The 17848-nt window shown below is 65.9% G+C and carries 15 protein-coding genes; 7 read left to right on the top strand and 8 right to left on the bottom strand.

From position 1 onward, the window contains the following. Positions 1 to 3 precede the first annotated feature (3 nt). On the bottom strand, positions 4 to 1599 hold the full coding sequence (locus tag AC1VVK_RS15230) for a glycosyltransferase family 39 protein (protein ID WP_482903632.1): 1596 nt from the start codon (positions 1597 to 1599) through the stop codon (positions 4 to 6). Next, complete coding sequence (locus AC1VVK_RS15235; protein WP_482903633.1) at positions 1599 to 2999, bottom strand: class-III pyridoxal-phosphate-dependent aminotransferase; 1401 nt, start codon at positions 2997 to 2999, stop codon at positions 1599 to 1601. Before AC1VVK_RS15235 ends, AC1VVK_RS15230 begins: the two co-directional genes overlap by 1 nt. A 314-nt stretch (positions 3000 to 3313) precedes the next feature. Here AC1VVK_RS15235 and AC1VVK_RS15240 point away from each other — a divergent pair, with 314 nt between their 5' ends. Both AC1VVK_RS15240 and AC1VVK_RS15245 read left to right on the top strand, forming a co-directional pair. Beyond that, positions 3314 to 4267: a glutaminase gene (locus tag AC1VVK_RS15240; protein ID WP_482903634.1), complete on the top strand. Its 954-nt coding sequence runs from the start codon at positions 3314 to 3316 to the stop codon at positions 4265 to 4267. Positions 4268 to 4584: 317 nt separating this feature from the next. Beyond that, on the top strand, positions 4585 to 5034 hold the full coding sequence (locus AC1VVK_RS15245; protein ID WP_482903635.1) for a DNA-deoxyinosine glycosylase: 450 nt from the start codon (positions 4585 to 4587) through the stop codon (positions 5032 to 5034). Between the two features lie 4 nt (positions 5035 to 5038). On the opposite strand, the gene AC1VVK_RS15250 is transcribed toward AC1VVK_RS15245, so the two are convergent. From AC1VVK_RS15250 to AC1VVK_RS15260, 3 genes are read right to left on the bottom strand one after another with little or no spacing between them, the layout of a single operon-like run. Continuing rightward, complete coding sequence (locus AC1VVK_RS15250) at positions 5039 to 5248, bottom strand: hypothetical protein (protein WP_482903636.1); 210 nt, start codon at positions 5246 to 5248, stop codon at positions 5039 to 5041. Positions 5249 to 5292: 44 nt separating this feature from the next. Then, complete coding sequence (locus tag AC1VVK_RS15255; protein WP_482903637.1) at positions 5293 to 6312, bottom strand: hypothetical protein; 1020 nt, start codon at positions 6310 to 6312, stop codon at positions 5293 to 5295. A gap of 18 nt (positions 6313 to 6330) precedes the next feature. Beyond that, on the bottom strand, positions 6331 to 8109 hold the full coding sequence (locus AC1VVK_RS15260; protein ID WP_482903638.1) for a cation:proton antiporter domain-containing protein: 1779 nt from the start codon (positions 8107 to 8109) through the stop codon (positions 6331 to 6333). Positions 8110 to 8319: 210 nt separating this feature from the next. Here AC1VVK_RS15260 and AC1VVK_RS15265 point away from each other — a divergent pair, with 210 nt between their 5' ends. The 4 genes from AC1VVK_RS15265 to ligA all read left to right on the top strand — a co-directional run bounded on the left by AC1VVK_RS15265 (position 8320) and on the right by ligA (position 14812). Further along, the gene (locus AC1VVK_RS15265; RefSeq protein WP_132384769.1) at positions 8320 to 9120 is read left to right on the top strand and encodes an outer membrane protein assembly factor BamD; all 801 of its coding nucleotides are present in this window, start codon (positions 8320 to 8322) and stop codon (positions 9118 to 9120) included. A 185-nt stretch (positions 9121 to 9305) separates the two neighbouring features. Then, on the top strand, positions 9306 to 10982 hold the full coding sequence (recN, locus tag AC1VVK_RS15270) for a DNA repair protein RecN (RefSeq protein WP_132384770.1): 1677 nt from the start codon (positions 9306 to 9308) through the stop codon (positions 10980 to 10982). A 395-nt stretch (positions 10983 to 11377) separates the two neighbouring features. Beyond that, on the top strand, positions 11378 to 12472 hold the full coding sequence (locus tag AC1VVK_RS15275) for an OmpA family protein (protein ID WP_482903639.1): 1095 nt from the start codon (positions 11378 to 11380) through the stop codon (positions 12470 to 12472). Between the two features lie 180 nt (positions 12473 to 12652). Further along, a complete protein-coding gene (ligA, locus tag AC1VVK_RS15280) occupies positions 12653 to 14812 on the top strand; it encodes an NAD-dependent DNA ligase LigA (protein WP_482903640.1) in 2160 nt (719 codons plus the stop codon). 100 nt (positions 14813 to 14912) lie between these two features. On the opposite strand, the gene sciP is transcribed toward ligA, so the two are convergent. Beyond that, the gene (gene sciP, locus AC1VVK_RS15285; RefSeq protein ID WP_132384773.1) at positions 14913 to 15215 is read right to left on the bottom strand and encodes a CtrA inhibitor SciP; all 303 of its coding nucleotides are present in this window, start codon (positions 15213 to 15215) and stop codon (positions 14913 to 14915) included. Positions 15216 to 15446: 231 nt separating this feature from the next. Here sciP and AC1VVK_RS15290 point away from each other — a divergent pair, with 231 nt between their 5' ends. Beyond that, the gene (locus tag AC1VVK_RS15290) at positions 15447 to 15719 is read left to right on the top strand and encodes a PilZ domain-containing protein (protein WP_132384774.1); all 273 of its coding nucleotides are present in this window, start codon (positions 15447 to 15449) and stop codon (positions 15717 to 15719) included. Between the two features lie 39 nt (positions 15720 to 15758). On the opposite strand, the gene AC1VVK_RS15295 is transcribed toward AC1VVK_RS15290, so the two are convergent. Both AC1VVK_RS15295 and bla read right to left on the bottom strand, forming a co-directional pair. Beyond that, positions 15759 to 16661 (bottom strand): 50S ribosomal protein L11 methyltransferase, encoded by a 903-nt coding sequence (locus tag AC1VVK_RS15295; protein ID WP_482903641.1) that lies wholly within the window; start codon positions 16659 to 16661, stop codon positions 15759 to 15761. After that, positions 16658 to 17626: a subclass B3 metallo-beta-lactamase gene (gene bla / locus AC1VVK_RS15300; RefSeq protein ID WP_482903642.1), complete on the bottom strand. Its 969-nt coding sequence runs from the start codon at positions 17624 to 17626 to the stop codon at positions 16658 to 16660. The genes AC1VVK_RS15295 and bla overlap by 4 nt, the downstream gene beginning before the upstream one ends. Between the last annotated feature and the right edge of the window lie 222 nt (positions 17627 to 17848).

The following is a 17848-nucleotide window of genomic DNA, read 5'->3' on the forward strand; positions in this document are numbered from 1 at the left end:
GGGTCATCGGGGCGCGGTGGCTGCGGGAGGGGGCGGAACGCGGTAGATCCGCCCGTCGGGCAGGTGCGTCGGAGCGGGGAGCGAGAGATCGCGCACCAGCCGGTCTTCGGTGGCGAGGTAGAAGCGCCAGTCCACGTTATCGAACATCACGAGGTAGACCGGCGCGGCACCGGCAGCCGATGCGCGGAGATCGGCGATCTGGCGGGTAACCGGGTTGTTCGGATCGGGACGGTCGGTGCGCAACTGGCGCTCCTGCGGCGAGAGCAGGGCGCGGCGCTCGTCAAGCAGGGCGATCACCTCGGGCGCGTTGGAAAAGATCACCGCGTCGGCCGGTAGGGTGCGGACGGCGGCAATGGTCGGGGATTCGCGCCAGACTTTCGCGTTGTAGCCGAAGCCCTTGGCATAGACCTCATGCGTGCGGATCGCCGAGCGCGCGCCGTGTGAGACCAGCACGGCGGCTCCGACCACAATGAGGGCGATCAACACGCCGCGCTCGCCCTTGCGGCTGCGGTCCAGCCCGCTCGCCTCCACCCCCATCAGCATGACGAAGGCGAAATAGGCGGGCAGGGCATAGCGCCCGTTCAGCGAGAGATTGGCCTCCAGCGAGGTCGAGAGCCAGATGAAGGCAAGGTAGGCGACAAGGAATGCGGCCAGCACCAGCGAGAGCGGCGTGCGCAAGTCGAAGACGGTGCCGGGGGCCATGGCACGCCAGCGCTGCCAGTGGCTCAGCGTTTGCCGGCCCGCAAAGCCGAACAGCCCCAGCAGCACGGCCACGCGCGCGCCGAGCGGCACCTGATCGGGGAACAGCCAGGCCGCCAATGTCTCCAGATTGTTGTGCCACTGCTGCGGGCCCATGTTGCCGTAGAAGCGCAGCTCGCGACCGATCGAGTGGCCGACCGTCTCGGTGCTCCAGCCCACCCATGCGAAGAACAGCGCGCCGCCGAGCAAGGCCAGCAGCACGCAGTCGGCAATCCGGCGGCCCATCGGCACACCCGGCCGGGCGAGAATGACCAGCGCGATGGCCGCGCCCATCGGCGGTCCGGTGAAGCGCGTCAGCGTCGCCACGCCCAGCAGGATCGATGCGATCAGCAGGTCGCGCCGGCGGCCAAGTTCGAAATAGTCGAGCGCGAACCACAAGGTGCCCAGCAGGAACATCATGAACGGCGCTTCGGACATCGCGCCCGCGTGCAGCGTGACGAACTGCGGAGCGAGGATCAGCAGCGCGGTGGCGGCGGCGGCAAAGCGCCAGTCATGGCTGCCGCGCTGCACCAGCGCAAAGACCAGGACGACATTGGCGAACAGGCAGGCGATCGCGACCGCCATCGCCGCCGTCAGCAGCGAGACGCCCAACGCGTGGCCGCCCGTCAGCATCCAGTGGTAGACCGGCGCGTCGTAGGGGACCGGGCTGATGCCCATGTACCGCGTGGTGTCGGGATAGATGCCAAGGCCGTGATGCACGTTGAATGCAAACGTCGCGAAAGCGACCGCCAGCAGCAGCGTGCAGGCTATCCAGCCTTGCACGCTGCTGCCTCGGGCCTGTACGCGGTCGCGGTAGGGACGTTCGCGTTCCAGCGCGCCAGCCGAGGCGGTCATGTCCATCAGTGCAGCATCCTTCCCGTGACCGGCACATGGCCGCCGATGCGGCCCAGCACATCATCGAGCGCGGCGATCAGCCGGTCGATCTGCGCCTCGGTCACCACGTAGGGCGGCATGAAATGGAGCACTTCGGGCGCTTCCGGCAGGTAATGGGCGAGAACGCCGTGCCGCTCGAACAGGTCGGCGGTGAGTGTGGCGATCGGCGGTTTCCGGCCGAGCGTCCGGATCGGGCTGAAATCGAACGCCACAGCCTGAAAGCAGCCTTTGCCGCGCAATGAGGCGATGCAGCGGGGGTGCTTGGCCTGAAGCCGTTCGAGCCCGGCCCGAAGGTAGGCACCCATGGCTCCGGCCCGTTCGATCAGACGTTCCTCGGCCAGCACATTGAGCGTCTCGATGGCAACGGCGCAGGTTTCGCCTATGCCCGAGAAGCTGGAGCTGTGCAGGTTGCAGTCCTGCGTGTTGCCGTAGGCCTTGTCGAACAGCGCCTGCGAGGTGACCATCGCGCCCATCTCGCGCTTGCCGCCGCCCAGCGTCTTGGCCAGCGTGACCACGTCGGGCACCGCGTCCTCGTGCTGGAAGGCGCAGAACAGGCCGGTGCGGCCCATACCGACCTTCACTTCATCGAAGATCGTCAGGATGTCCGCCGCGCGGCAGGCCTCGACCAGTTCGGTGAAGTATCCCGGCGGCGGGGATTCGCAGGAAGTGCCGCGCAGGGTCTCGATCATCACTGCGATGATGCCGTTGTCCGCGCCACCCTCGCGGGCAATCGCCTCGCGGACCGAGGCGATGTCGCCGTAGCGGCAGAAAATCACGTTTTCTCCGGGCACGCCCATCAGGAACGGGCCCAAGCCGTCGGCGCCGTCCCCGATGCAGAGGAACTTGGTCTTGCCCTTGGGCGTCTGCACGCGTTCGCACAGCTTCATCGCCGCCTCAATGGCCTCGGCGCCCGAGACGGCGAGGAACGAGACGTCGAGCGGCTCGGGCAGGAACCGCGCGATGTTGTAGGCCAGCGCGCCCTGCAATTTGTGCGGAGCGATCTTGATGCAGTCGAGCACAAGGTCGTCATGGCAGCGCCGCTCTGCGGCGATCACGCGCGGATGATTGTGGCCGAGCCCCAGCACGCCGAAGCCGCCCGAATAATCGAGGATCCGCCGCCCGTCGCGCAGCACGATCTCGCAACCCTGCGCGCTGGCGATGTCCATCTTCCGCAGGCCGAGCAGCTCGGCATAGAGAAAGGCATAGCGATCGAGGTGGGCGGCATGGAGGTCCAGCGCGGTCTCTTCGTCCAGCGCGAGGCTCTGTTCCAGCGTCAGCAGATCGCGGCGGATATTGCGGTCCCGCCGGGCCTTGGGCTGCGGGTTCGTGATCGACTTTCCGGCTGGTATCGATACCTGACTCGCCACGCGGAAACGCTCCCCATTCCACCATTCTGCGCCGCAACTGTACGGTTTTTCGGGGGCCGGAAGTATCTACAGGAAGGTATAATCCCGAAGACCCCAGAGCCCGTCCGGCCGGACGGGGCACTGTCCCTTTCGGGAGCGTGGCGGCCATTTGGGGATCAACTGTGGTAGCCCCAATGCGCTGCCTTTTTACCTCCGGTTCGGACAGCGGTTTGCAGGCCGATCCGCTTGCCCGGAACCGCGCCTTGCGGCAGACGAGAGCAGATCGGTCGCTTCCGGCCCTCGCTGCCTCTTTTCGCTTCCGGGGAATTTCGACGATGGATAACCTCGACCACATTCTGGCCGGGATCGCCGCGGAAATGCGCGGGATGGAGAACCGGGGTAAAGTGGCCGACTACATCCTGCCACTGGCCGCCGTTTCGCCCCATAAGTTCGGCATGGCAGTGGTGACGGCCGGAGGATCGGTGCATCTGGCTGGCGACGCCGAGGAGGCGTTCTCGATCCAGTCGATCTCCAAGGTCTTCGCGCTGACGCTGGCGATCGGCGCAGTGGGGGACCAGCTCTGGCGCCGGGTGGGGCGAGAGCCCTCGGGGAGCGCGTTCAACTCGATCGTCCAGTTGGAGAGCGAGCACGGCATTCCCCGCAATCCGTTCATCAACGCAGGGGCCATCGTGGTGACCGACGTGCTGCTCGGCCATCACCAGCCGCGCGAGGCGATCGGCCAGATGCTGCGCTTCGTGCGCGAACTGGCGGGCGACGATACTATCACCGTGGACGAAGCGGTCGCCCGGGCTGAACAGGATACCGGCTTTCGCAACAAGGCGCTGGCCAACTACATGCGCGCCTTCGGCAATATCCATGGCGACGTGGAGCAAGTGCTGGGCACCTATTTCCACTTCTGCGCGCTGGCCATGAGCTGCCGCCAGCTTGCGCTCGCGGGGCGCTATCTGATGGACGGCGGCCGCACCACGCGCGAGAAGGGCGGCCACCGCGTCATCACCGACCGCCGCGCGCGGCGCATCAATGCGCTGATGATGTCCTGCGGGCACTACGACAATTCAGGCGACTTCGCCTATCGCATCGGCCTGCCGGGCAAGTCCGGCGTCGGCGGCGGGATCCTTGCGGTAGCGCCGGGCATCGCCAGCATTGCAGTGTGGTCGCCGGGGCTCAACGCCAGCGGCAATTCGCAGTTGGGGCAACTGGCGCTGGAGCGGCTTGTGCAGCACACCGGCTGGTCGGTCTTCGAGCCGCGTGGAGGGCAGGGGGGCTGATCGCGGGGGTGTTTGAAGGGGATATTCGGATGCTTTCAGCAACCTCCCCGGAACGACGCGTGAATTGGACCAACCTATCTGCTCGTCGCCCCCGCGAAGGCGGGGGCCCCGCTGCCTTTGCGCCGCGCTGCAAGAACAAGCGGGATCCCCGCCTTCGCGGGGATGACGGGGAAGTAGGTACTTTTTTACCGTAAGGCTGGTCAGGCGATTGTTGATGTCTAGGTACATCGCCTCCACCAAAACTCGGCCCTCAATCCATGCAGAACTCGCCCGTCAAAACCAGCTTTCCACCATGGGTAGACGCAGACACGCGCGTCTTGCTGCTGGGTAGTCTGCCCGGCGAAAAGTCGCTGGCGGCGGGCGAATACTACGCCAACCCCAGCAACGGTTTCTGGTGGCTGATAGGCGAGGTGCTGGGCGAAAGCGAACTCCCCACCATGCCTTACACCGCCAAGCTCTCGGTACTGCGAGACCATCGCATAGGCCTCTGGGATGTCATCGAAAGCGCGAAACGACGGGGCAGCCTCGACACCGCGATTCGCGAAGCCACGCACCGGGACTTGGCCGCCTTCGCCGCCAAGCTCCCCCATCTGCGCGCCATCGCCTTCAACGGCGGCAAGGCGGCCAAAGACGGGCGCAAGCAACTGGCCGGGCAGGAAAATCGCTGGGCGCTGCTGGACCTTCCCTCATCCAGCGGCGCCCATGCCAGCATGTCGAAAGCGGCCAAGCTCACTTTGTGGCGGGCGATCGAACGCTATCTGCGATAGCCCTTCAGTCTTCCCGTTTTCCGGCGAACGTCTTCATCACCGCGTAAGCGGCATCCTGTTCTTCAGGCGCCAGCGCTTCCAGATGGGCCAAGGCTTCCTTGTACGTGAGGAAGGGCTTTCCTCCCACCACGATGGGGACCGTTCGGCCGTTGAAGACTCGCCGCAAGAGCCGCTTTTGGGTCCGTCCCAGCGCCTGGCTGCTCTCTTCGGTCATGACATGTCCTAAAAGCGCCCCTGTGGCGCAATTCGCTCGCGTTGTTAACGATTTTCGGGACCGTCCTGCCGTGCCGCCTCCAGCGCGGCGAGGAAAGCGGCCGGATAGTCCACCCGAAAGGCCAGTGCCCAAATCGGCGGGCGCGGGCGTAGCAAGGGTTTGCGTTCAACGGGGTGGCTTAGCCGCAGGATCACATTGGGCCACGCGAGCAGCGCCATATTGCGCGTGGTCGCGGCCTTGACCTCGACAGCGGTCACCTCGGGCGCAAGTTCGGCGATGTGCTCCAGCCGCACCATTTGCCGTGCGATCATGCCGCTGCGGATCAGCAGGCTATCCCCAGTCAGCAGGATCGGCCGGAGCCGCAGCGAGTGGATCAGGCCGACGCTGTAGAGCAGCAGCACCACGCCCACTTCCAGCAGCAGGTTCGCGGCGCGCGGACTCCACAGCCGCAGCAAGACATCCTGCACGGCGATCTCGATGGCTTGCAAGGTCAGCAGCACAGCCATCATCGGCGCCAGATGGCGATGATACGCGAAGGGCAGGGCGTCGGCAGGCACGTCCGGTTTGGCACGCCAGCCAGTGAGCGCCATGCGCAGTACAGTCAGCTCCGCCATGGCAAGGCGCAGCAGCGGTTCGGGCACGAACACGGCCGCCGCCTTGCGCCAACGCTCGCCGGGCGCGTTCACCCGCCAAGCCTTGCTTGCCCGCAGCAGCGACCAGCTGGTGTGCACCAGCAGCGTCAGGATGAGCGCGACAGAAACGGAGGGCATGGTCGCCAACCCGCTCCGCACGGCCGGGGGTGCGCCCAGCAGGACGACCAGCGCTGCGGTCGCCAGCCGCGCGAGAACAGCCTCACGCGAAGGGCGGTGCTCCTTCGCCATCAGCGACAGCATCAGCGTGTCGGCGGCGATCCACACGAACAGCAGCGCGGCGATGCGGGGGTAGCGCTGGGCAAGGCCGCTGTGCCCGGCCAGTTTCGCGAGCGCGATGGCAAGGAGCGGAAGCGCCAGCCATGCGAGGTTTCGCAAGGGAGATTGGGCGGTCCGGGTCCTTGTTGCGCGCATTGCTTTCCTCTTGGATGGTCAGGTCGGCTCGGCTTCGCGAAGCTGGCCGGACTTGAGTGCCGGTTTCTGAGAAAGGCCGCCTTGTTCCATGATCTGCTCGCGGAATTCGTCGCGCTTTTCGTGGATCGAGGCGATTACCGGGCCCATCGCCACACCGATCTCGACAAGTGCGGCCTCCGACAGTTGGAGCGAGCTTTCCAGGGTCTCGGGCACGGCGTGGGTTGCCCCTGCGCGGTAGAGCACGCCCGCGTGGTCGGTATCGCGGGCGCGGGCGATGATCGGCAGGTCGGGAAAGTCCGCGCGCAGCTTGCGGACGATGCGCTGGGCGGAGACCGGCTCGTCCATCGTCAGGATTACGGCTGCCGCGCTCGACACGCCCAACCGCAGCATCGCGTCTCCCCGCGCGGCATCGGCGAAGGCCACCGTGTAGCCAAGGCGGCGTCCCTCGGTGACGAGGTCCGTATTGCTGTCCACCGCCAGATAGGGCCGGCCGTGGCGCGTCAGCATATCGGCGACGAGGCGGCCAACGCGGCCGAATCCGACGATCAACGTGGGCGGCTTGTCGGCAGCGGAGACCGGCTGATGCGGAGCTTCAACGCCCTCGACCCGGCGGGCCATGATCCGGCCGATCTTGGCGAGCAGCGGCGTGATAGTGAGGCCCAACGCAGTCACGATCTGCCAGAACATCGCCGTACCCGGCTGGATCAGCTGTGCCGCGCTGGCCGCGCTCAGCACGATCAGGGTGGTTTCCGAAGGGCTGGCCATGAGGATGCCGGTCTCGGTCGCGGTGCCGCGCCGCGCGCCCATCAGCCGCAGCAGCAGGCTGGTGACCACGGCCTTGAGGACGATCACCCCCGCAGTCGCCACCAGAATCGGGCCGAGATTCTCCCAGACCACCCGCAAGTCGATGCGCATGCCGACGGTGATCAGAAACACGCCGAGGGCTAGGCCCTTGAACGGCTCGGTCATCTGCTCGACTTCGGTGTGGTACTCCGTCTCGGCAATCAGCAGCCCGGCCACGAGCGCACCGACGATGGGCGAGAGGCCGGTTGCGGCCGTCGCCAGCGAGGCGAGGATGACCACCAGCAGGCTGGCGCTGAGGAACAGTTCGGGGCTCTTGGTCCGTGCGGCCTGCGCGAAAAGTGGCGGCAGCAGGTAACGCCCCGCCACCAGCAGCCCGAGCACGACCGCCGTGCCCCAGATCAGCGTGTGGATCAGGTCGTCCATCCCGCCCTTGGCATGCGGTGCGAGCGCGCCGAGCAGGAACACGATGGGCACCAGCGCAATGTCCTCGAACAGCAGCATCGCCAGCGCCGCGCGGCCGACAGGATTGCTGGTATCGGTGATCTTGAGCACCAGCGCGGTGGAGGAAAGCGCCAGCGCCAGCCCCAGCGCCAGCGCGCCCGACAGGCCCTGTCCAAGCGCCGCGAAGATGAACGCCATGGAGCCGCCGATCAGCACCAGTTCGAGAGATCCCAGCCCGAACACGAAGCGCCGCATCGCCCAGAGGCGCGCGAAGGACAGCTCCAGCCCGATCGAGAACAGCAGGAGGATGATGCCGAACTCGGCGAATATCTCCAGTCCGTCGGGATCGGTGATCGTCACCCACGAAAGCCAGGGGTGGTCGAACACCAGCCGCCCAAGGCCGAACGGGCCGACCAGCAGGCCGACAAGGATGAAACCGATCACCGGGGTGATGCGGTATCGGCTGAACACGGGAATGACGATGCCCGCAGCGCCCAGAATCACCAGGGCGTCGGACATGACGGGAGAGGAAAGTGCGTTGGTACCGGCCATGTCCGGCCACTATGGCAGGGCGGGGCGGACAGACAATGCCCATGTGCCCGTGCTCATGGGGTTCGGGCAAATCGTTGCAAACCGCCATGCACGTCCGCAGGGCCCGGGCATCGCACGGAAAACACCCCCTCGGCGCATTATTCCAATCGTTATGCGAGGGCGTGTAACTTCACTTGGCGTTCAGCAAAGCGCTGTCTATAGACCGGCCCCATGTACGAACGTTCGCGCTTCAAGATCGCTCTCCTTGCCGCCGCTACCGGGGCTCTCGTTCTCACCGCCGGCTGTGCCGGGAAGGGTAACAAGAACAAGGACACTGCTTACGTCGCGCGCGACGTCGATACGCTTTACGCGGCGGCGCAAGACCGCCTGAACAAGGGGCAGACCAAGGCTGCTGCCGCCCTGTTCGACGAAGTGGAGCGTCAGCATCCCTATTCGCCCTGGGCCCGCCGGGCCCAGTTGATGAGCGCGTTCAGCTATTATGCCGCGCGCGATTACAACAAGGCGATCCAGTCGGCGCAGCGCTTCCTTTCGATCCACCCGGGCAACAAGGACGCGCCCTACGCCTATTACCTCATCGCGATCTCCTACTATGAGCAGATCAGCGACGTGACGCGCGACCAGAAGACCACCGAACAGGCCAAGCAGGCGCTTACCGACGTGATGCGCCGCTATCCGAACTCGCCTTACGCGGCGGACGCCAAGGTGAAGATCGATCTTGTGAACGATCACCTTGCGGGCAAGGAAATGACCATCGGCCGTTCGTACGAGAACAGCGGCAAGTGGCTGGCCGCCACGCTGCGCTTCCGCAACGTGGTCGACAATTTCCAGACCACCAGCCACACGCCCGAGGCGCTGTACCGTCTGGTTGAGGGCTATCTGTCGCTGGGCATTCCGTCCGAAGCGCAGAAGGCTGCGGCGGTGCTGGAGCACAACTATCCCGATTCGAAGTGGTATGAGCGCGCCTATCGTCTCATGAGCCGCCACGCGCCGAAGAACGTCGCCGCCGCCTGACGGCGCCGCACTTCGCAGGCTTTCGACGCCGGTCGGCCCCCGTGGCCAGCCGGCGTTGTCGTTTGGCGAATCGGGGATGCCCGCGCGATCAATGCGATAGAGCGCCCGTCGCGCCGCGCTCTTTGCGACAACCGCACGAAGGGGCGTGACGGGCGAATTTCTTTTCGCTAGAACGCAACGCGAACATGCTGACGCGCCTCGCCATTCGCAACATCGTGCTGATCGAAGCGCTCGATCTCGATTTCGCGCGCGGTCTTGGCGTTCTCACGGGTGAGACGGGCGCGGGCAAGTCAATCCTGCTCGATGCGCTGGGCCTCGTGATCGGCAATCGCGCCGACAGCGGGCTGGTGCGCGCCGGGGAAGACCGCGCGAGTGTGACCGCCAGCTTCGAGTTTTCCGCGCTTCCCGCCGCCGTGCGCACCGTGCTGGACGCCGCCGACCTTGAAGTGGAGCCGGGCGAACCGCTGCTGCTCAAGCGCCAGCTTCGCGCCGATGGCGGCAGCCGCGCCTTCCTCAACGACCAGCCGGTCAGCGTCTCGCTGCTGCGCGAGATCGCCCCGGCGCTGGTGGAGATCCACGGCCAGCACGACGATCGCGGACTGGTGAACCCCAAGGGCCACCGCACGCTGCTCGATCGTTTCGCGGGCGGCGACGTGGCCGGCGTGGAGGCCGCGTGGAAGACCTGGCGCGCAGCGCAGGGCGCACTGGATGCGGCGCGCGGGCAAGTCGCCAAGGCGGCCGAGGATCAGGACCTGCTGCTCGCGCATCTGGCCGAGCTCAATGCCCTTGCCCCGCAGGAGGGCGAGGAGGAGCAACTCGCCCACGCCCGCGCCGACATGCAGAAGGGCGAGAAGCTGACCGACGATCTCTCGGCGCTGCAACACCTCTGGACCGGTTCCGATTCGGCGCTGGCACGCCTGCGCGGCGCGGCGCGGCGGCTCGACCGCATTGCCGGGGAGCATCCGCTGCTGGGCGATGCGCTCGAAGCGCTCGATCGCGCGGTGATCGAGGCGAGCGAGGCCGAGGAAAAGCTGGAGCGCGCGGCGGAAGCGCTGGCCTTCGATCCCGACGAACTGGACCGCATCGAAACCCGCCTGTTCGATCTGCGTGCCGCTGCCCGCAAGCAGCTCTGCACGGTAGACGAACTGCCCGAAAAGATGCGCGAGATGCGCGAGGCGCTCGATGCCATCGAGGGGGGCGAGGAACATGTCGCCGCGCTTGAGGCGGCCGCGCAGAAGGCCGCGCTGGCCTATCGCCAGCAGGCCGAGGCGCTGCACGACTTGCGCCGCTCGGCTGCCAAGCGGCTGGACAAGGCGGTGGCCGCCGAACTCGCGCCGCTGAAGCTCGATGCTGCGCGCTTCCAGACTTCGGTACTCAAGCTGAGCGAGGATCGCTGGGGCGCGCACGGCATGGACGCGGTGGAATTCCTGATCAGCACCAACCCCGGCGCCGACTTCGCGCCGCTCGCCAAGATCGCTTCGGGCGGCGAGCTTTCGCGCTTCATCCTCGCGCTCAAGGTGGCGCTGGCCGAAGAGGGCGGGGCGGCGACCGTGATCTTCGACGAGATCGACCGGGGTGTGGGCGGCGCGGTGGCGGATGCCATCGGCGAGCGTCTGGCGCGTCTGGCGAATGGCAGCGGGCAGGGCGGCCAGTTGCTGGCCGTGACGCACAGTCCGCAAGTGGCCGCGCGCGGCGACCGCCACTTCATGATCGCCAAGTCCTCGCAAGGGACGGTGACACGCACGTCGGTTACGCCGCTGAGCGCGGCCGAGCGACAGGAAGAGATCGCCCGCATGCTCTCCGGCGCCGAAGTGACCGAAGAGGCGAGGGCGCAAGCGAACCGGTTGCTGGAACGGGCTTAGGGCCCGTTTGAACATTCGCTGGGGGCGAATTGTGCTGCGCGGGTCCCTCTTGCAGCGTTTATCTTAGGCATGCTCTTAAAGCAGAATGCGCACGGCTGACGATTTCGCCGGATCGCACCAAAGACAATGCCTGTTGTCGCAGGATTATCTGTCTGCGGTAATGAAATGACATCGAAATCGATGTTTGGTATTCTGCACATTCAATTGAACATTTCTGCGAAACTAATTGAAGAAATGAGAATGTGTTTTTTGCACACATATAACCGGCCCGATCGGTATAAGTACCGATTGTCCAATTGATGCCAATAGATAATTCCACTTAGTGCAATGGACTGATTTTGCCGGGTTGGCGTTTGCCGATCTCGAAATGGGGGGTGCCGGAAGAGGAGAAGAAAGTGGCTCTACTCGACACCATTCGCGGGGCCATCGCGCCCGGCACCGTTGACAATCTGGCGGCGAAACTGGGCGAAAGCCCGCAGGCCACCGGAAGCGCTCTGGGCGGGATCGTCCCCGTCATCCTTGCCGCAATGTCCAGCCGCGTCGCCGCAGGCAGCGGTGGCGGGGTCCTCAGCATGATCAAGGCCGCGCTGGCGAGTGGAAACCCGCTGGATCACCAGGCGGCACTGACCGATCGCGTGGGCGCCGAGCCGGCAATCACTCCGCATGGAGGTGGTTTTCCGGACCTGTTCGGCTCCAACTTCGGTGGTCTGGTATCCACGCTGGCGGGCCACTACGGCATAGCTCCGCAAAGCGTGCGCTCTCTCCTGGGGGTTGGCGGGCTGTTCGCGGCTGGCGGCATTGGCAAGCTGCTGGGCTCGACGCCGTCGCTCCCCGAAGTCACCACACTGCTCAATGGCGAGCGGGCATCGATCCATGCCGCCTTGCCGCCCGGCGTGTCGGGCCTTTTGGGTTCCCCCGCCGCGACAGCATCGCAGAGGTTGGAGGAACCCGTCCGCGCCGCATCCGGCGGGATGGGCAAGTGGTGGCCCCTGCTCCTGCTTTTGCTGGCGATCATTGCGCTCATCTGGGCCTTGCGCTCGTGCAGCAACAAGGAGGTCACGACTCCCAGCATGGAACCGACTGCGGCGGTCGAGCCCAGCCCGATGGTCGAACCCACTCCAACGGCCGCGATCCCAACCGGTTCCGGCATGGTGAGCGAAGTGACCGACGGCCGGCCGGTGCTGCGGGTGTTCTTCGCCGTCGGCAAATCCGATGTGACCAAGGACCTGTCGACCGCGGCGAGCAGCGTGAAGGAATACCTCGACGCACATCCTGGCTCCTTCGTGGCCGTTTCGGGCTATAACGACCCGACCGGAGACCCTGTCGCCAATGCCGCCCTTTCGAAGCGGCGCGCCGAGGAAGTCAGCAAGGCGCTGGTGGATACCGGGATCCCGGCCGCATCCATCAAGATGATCAAGCCCGCCGATACGACCGGTAACGGCGATACCAACGCCCAAGCACGCCGCGTGGACGTGACCGTAGGCGAATGACAATTCCGGTGGTGTGCACGCTTTACGCTGAACGGTGTGCACACCACCGTCGTCCGGTCCTCTTATCCGGGGCGAGCAGCCTTGCGAGGCCACCCAAATTGCTCTGAACCGTGTAAACAGTGTCGGCCGCGTCACCTTGTGGTCTACCGTCCGGCCAAGGCTTGCGGCATAGGCTAGGGCATGACCGAAAATCCCGATCTGTTTGCGAAGCCGGACCTTCCGGGCGAAGCCGAAGCCGCCAACGAACTCATGCGCCTGGCGCGCCAGATCAACCGGGCGAACCGGCTCTACCATGCCGAGGACGCGCCCGACATCACGGACGCCGAGTACGACGCGCTGGTGCGCCGCAATGCCGAACTGGAAGCGGCCTATCCGCACCTGATCCGGCCCGATTCGCCTTCGAACAAGGTGGGCCACGATGTCGCCGCTTCGCCTCTCGGCAAAGTGCGGCACGAGGTTCGGATGATGAGCCTCGACAACGCCTTCACCGATGAGGAAGTGGAAGACTTTGTCGGCCGCGTGCGCCGCTTCCTCTCGCTCTCCGCCGAGGAACCCGTGCAGGTGACGGCGGAGGACAAGATCGACGGCCTCTCCTGCTCGCTGCGCTACGAGAACGGCAAGCTGGTGCGCGCCGCCACGCGCGGCGACGGGCAGGTGGGTGAGGACGTGACCCCCAATGTCGCCCACATCGCCGACATCGTGCAGGAACTGAAGGGAGAGGATATCCCGGAGGTCTTCGAGGTGCGCGGCGAAGTCTACATGGAGAAGGCCGCCTTCCACGCTCTGAACGAGACGCTGATGGCCGAGGCGCGCGCGCTGGCCGAGGAGAAGGGCGAAGCTTTCGATGAGAGCAAGGTCCGCCAGTTCGCCAATCCGCGCAATGCTGCCGCCGGGTCGCTGCGCCAGAAGGATGCCTCCGTCACCGCCAAGCGCCCGCTGCGCTTTTGGGCCCATGGCTGGGGTGCGGCAAGCCACGTTCCGGGGGCGAGCCAGCACGAAGTGATCCGCCGCATCGAAAGCTGGGGCCTGCCGGTCTCGCCGCAGTTCCGGCTCTGCCATTCGGTCGAGGAAATGCTCGCTGCCTATCGCGCGATCCGTGACGGGCGGCCCGATCTGCCGTTCGAGATCGATGGCGTGGTCTACAAGATCGACCGGCTCGACTGGCAGCAGCGTCTCGGTTTTGTGGCCAAGGCGCCGCGCTGGGGATTGGCGCACAAGTTCCCGGCCGAGCGGGCGGAGACGACGCTGGAATCGATCGACATCCAGGTCGGCCGTACCGGCAAGCTGACGCCGGTGGGGCGCTTGAAGCCGGTGTTGGTGGGCGGCGTTACCGTCACCAACGTCACGCTACACAATCGCGACGAGATCGGCCGTCTGGGCGTCCGTCCGGGTGATACCGTGGTGCTCCAGCGTGCGGGCGACGTGATACCGCAGATCGTCGACAACCTGACCCGCGATGTGGAGCGCGATGCTTTCGCATTCCCCGATCACTGCCCTGAATGCCACTCCGAAGCTGTCGCCGAGGAGGGTGAGGTGGACGTGCGCTGCACCGGCGGGCTGATCTGCCCGGCGCAGCGGACCGAGCGCCTGAAGCACTTCGTCAGCCGCGCCGCGCTCGATATCGAGGGACTGGGCGAGAAAACCATCGATGAGTTCTTCGCCAAGGGCTGGCTGGAAAGTCCGGCCGACATCTTCCGCTTGCGCAAGCGCCGCGAGGAGATTCTCGCGCTGGACGGGTGGAAGGACAAGTCTGTGGACAACCTGTTGGCAGCGGTGGAAAACAAGCGCCAGCCCGATGCCGCGCGGCTGCTCTTCGGCCTTGGCATCCGCCATGTCGGCGCCGTGACGGCGCGCGATCTGATGAAGCGTTTCGAGACACTGCCGGCGCTGCGCGAAGTGGCCGAAAAAGCGCACGAGAAGCAGGGCGAGGAAGCCGCGCTGGCAGGCAGCGAGGCCTATTCGGAACTGGTCTCGATCGACGGTATCGGTCCCGCCGTGGTCGAGGCGCTGGGCGACTTCTTCCATGAGGAGCACAACCGCGCGGTCTGGGAGGACATCCTCTCGGAAGTCACGCCGCCGGCCTATGTCGTGGAAACGATCGAGAGCGAAGTCGCGGGCAAGACCGTGGTCTTTACCGGCAAGCTGGAAACGATGAGCCGCGACGAGGCGAAGGCACAGGCCGAACGGCTGGGCGCCAAGGCGGCAGGCTCGATCTCGGCCAAGACCGACATTCTGGTCGCGGGGCCGGGTGCGGGCTCGAAGCTGAAGAAGGCGGCCGACCTTGGCATCAAGGTCATCGATGAAGCTGAATGGGCCCGGATCGTGGAAGCCGCCGGCTGACGGGTCGCAAGATCAGCCGGGGTTCGCGTCCCGGACCCATGCCCGGTGCCGGAGGGGCGCACTGCCCCTGCCGGCACCTGTAGTGTGAGTGACGCGCCGCTCAGGAGACGCGGTTCTGTCGCTCATGCACCTGGCGGTAGTGTTGCACGCGGGTTGCGCGCAGCCCTGCCATTCCTTCGCGCTCTACTGCGCGTTGCCACGAGGCAAGTTCCTCAAGCGTGAGATCGTAGCGTTCGCAGGCCTCGGCAATCGTAATCAGGCCCCCATTGACGGCAGCCACGACTTCCGCCTTGCGGCGCGCAACCCATCGCAGCGTGTTGCGCGGCGGCAGGCTCTTGCGGTCGAGAGCTTCACCCAGGGGTCCCACGACGACGTTCGGTCGGTCGAGTTCGGTACGAAGCATATTTGGCCTCTTGAGCTGTTGTTACCAGCCCCCCTTGGTCACTAATTCTTGTTTGTAATCCCTAATTCTACCTTACTAAAGATGGTTAATTTCTGATTTTGGCGTTTTAGGTAAGATACTGGGAAATATAGGTAAATTTGCCTATGAAATATTGCCGAGATATTAACGCGGCGTTTACCTCTCTTAATTACACTCCCGGATAGAGCGGATCCCCCCGATCCGCATGGAGTTATGAACGTGTCCCCCGGGCTTTCCCCTTATGCGATCGCGCTTGCGCGCCACGTTTCGCCGGAAGGGTGCCAGCTCGTGGTTGAGCGGAATTTGCTCGAAAAGGGTGTGCGGCTGGTGCTGGCGCTGGCGGGGAATCCGCGGGCGACGGGAACCGTTCGCTGGGTCGTGGCCGACCGCGCGGGCTTTGCCTTCGACGCACCGATCGCCGCGGACCTGATGCGGATCATGCGGCTTGGCCCGCAGGGGCCGGGGCTGGAACTCCATCGCGCCTGAGCGCGCGCTTCACAGCCTCCGGCCAATCGAGGTTCCGGATCAGCGCCGACGCGCGCGCATCCACAGGATCGACCAGTCGCCCTTGACCAGCCTTGCAGCCAGTCGCAGCCCGGCCCGACGGCAGGCGCGGCGCACGGCATCTTCCTGCGTTTCGAGCAGGCCCGCCAGCAGCAGGTGTCCGCCCGGTGCCATCGACTTGGCGAAATCTGGCGCCAGGCTGACCAGCGGCCCGGCGAGAATGTTCGCCATGATGAGGTCGTAAGGCCCGCGCGCGGCGAGCAGCGGGTTGTCCATGCCGTCGGCGATGGTCATGACCAGTTCGCCCGAGCGACCGCCCAGTTTCATGCCGTTGGCATCGGCATTGTCGGCCACCACCGAGGCGCAGACCGCGTCGATGTCGCTGGCCGTGGCGAGCGCGCGCGGCCAGAGCGTCATCGCCGCGAAGGCGAGCAGGCCGGTGCCCGTGCCGATGTCCGCATGGTTGCGCACGATCACGCCCTGCGCCTTCATGTGGCTGAGCATTTCGAGGCAGCCAGCCGTCGTGGCGTGTTGTCCGGTGCCGAACGCCTGGCTGGCGGGGATCACGAAGTCGGTTACGCCGGGCTCGTCCAGCGGCGGATATTCGGGCGTGTGGACGTAGAAGCGACCGGCACGGATCGGCTCCAGGCCTTCCTGGCTGGCGACCAGCCAGTCCGTTTCGGGCAGTTCCTCGACGATGAATTCGGGCACGTCGCCGGTGAACAGCGCGGCGAGGGCGTCCTTGTCCGCCTTCTTCGGCTTATGGGCGAGCCACGCCTCCAGTTGCCAGTCGTCGGGCTTGTCCTCAGCAATTTCGCTGCCGGAAATGACGATATCCGGATCCCAGTCGAAAGCGTCCTCATGGGCGACGAGCGCACCCTCGACGACGGCGCGGGGGGCGAAGGCAGTGATTTTCCAACTCACGAATGCGTCTCCTTCGCTTCGGGAGCGGCCTCTTCGGCAAGGCGCTGGTCGAAGCGAGCATGGGCTGCGGCTGCATATTTGCGGCACGCGGTGGGATCGACCAGCGGGGCCGTGCCTGCAAGGCGCGCGAAGAGATCGCTCGCGCCCGGATGCGGGGAAACCAGCAGGTCGCAGGGAAGTTCGGCGATTCGCGCATAGCCTTCGCGGATGGCGGCAATGCGCTCGGGGTGGTCGGTAAAGCGGTAGCCCTTGACAGAAATCGCGCTCACGCTGTCCGCATAGGCGATGGTCAGGCACTTGCCCGCATTGTCGCACGATCGCCATGTCCAACTGGTCGATCCGGCGGCATGGGCGGGTGTGGAATGGGCGGTGAGCGTGATGGTGCCAAGCGTCAGCTTCTCGCCATCGGTCAGGCGCCGGCCGACATGGACGGGCGGGAAGGCGTCAAGCTGGCCGAACTGCGGGTCGGCGGCATCGGCCTTGCCGCTTTCGAGCACTTGCGCGGCGGCGGGCAGGGCGGCGACGCGCGCCCCGGTTCCGCGCTGGAGCGCGGCGAGGGCGCCGGCATGGTCGAAATGCTCGTGCGTGGAGAGGATCCAGCGCACGTCCCGAGGGTCGAAGCCCGCCGCCTTGATATTGGCGAGAACCAGCGGGGCCGCTTCCGGCACGCCGCCGTCGATCAGCACGTGGCCCTGCTTGCCGGTGATGAGAATGGCGGAGATCCCGCAAGTGCCGACGTACCAGGTATTGCCAAAAAGCCGCGCGGGCGGGGCGGGATAGGCCCAGCCATCATGGTCCTTGCAGGCGGCGACGAGTCGCGCTGCGTCGGTGCCGGCCGGAAGCGCTCCGGCATTTTTCGCGGTATTTGCGCTCGCGGCATCCGGTGACGATGCCGCCGCGCCGGGAGAGGCGGAGCAGGCGGCCAGCAGCAAGGCCGGTGCGAGGATGTTCGGCAGGCGATTCATAAGCGTGCGCTTTAGACCGCACCTGCGGCCAAGGCCAGTGGCAGGGGACCGGTGCTCCCGCACGTACAAGGCGATCGGGGCGGCTCGTCCGATGTGGCGGGCGAAAGGACGCTTGTGGGCGATGCATCCGCGTTGTGCGTCGCGGAACTTGCGCCAAGCCGTGATTTGTCTAAGGGGACTTCTCGACAGGGGCAGCCTCAGGGGCTGCTAAAAGGCAAAAAG

The organism is Novosphingobium sp. BL-S-32 (assembly GCF_056857055.1).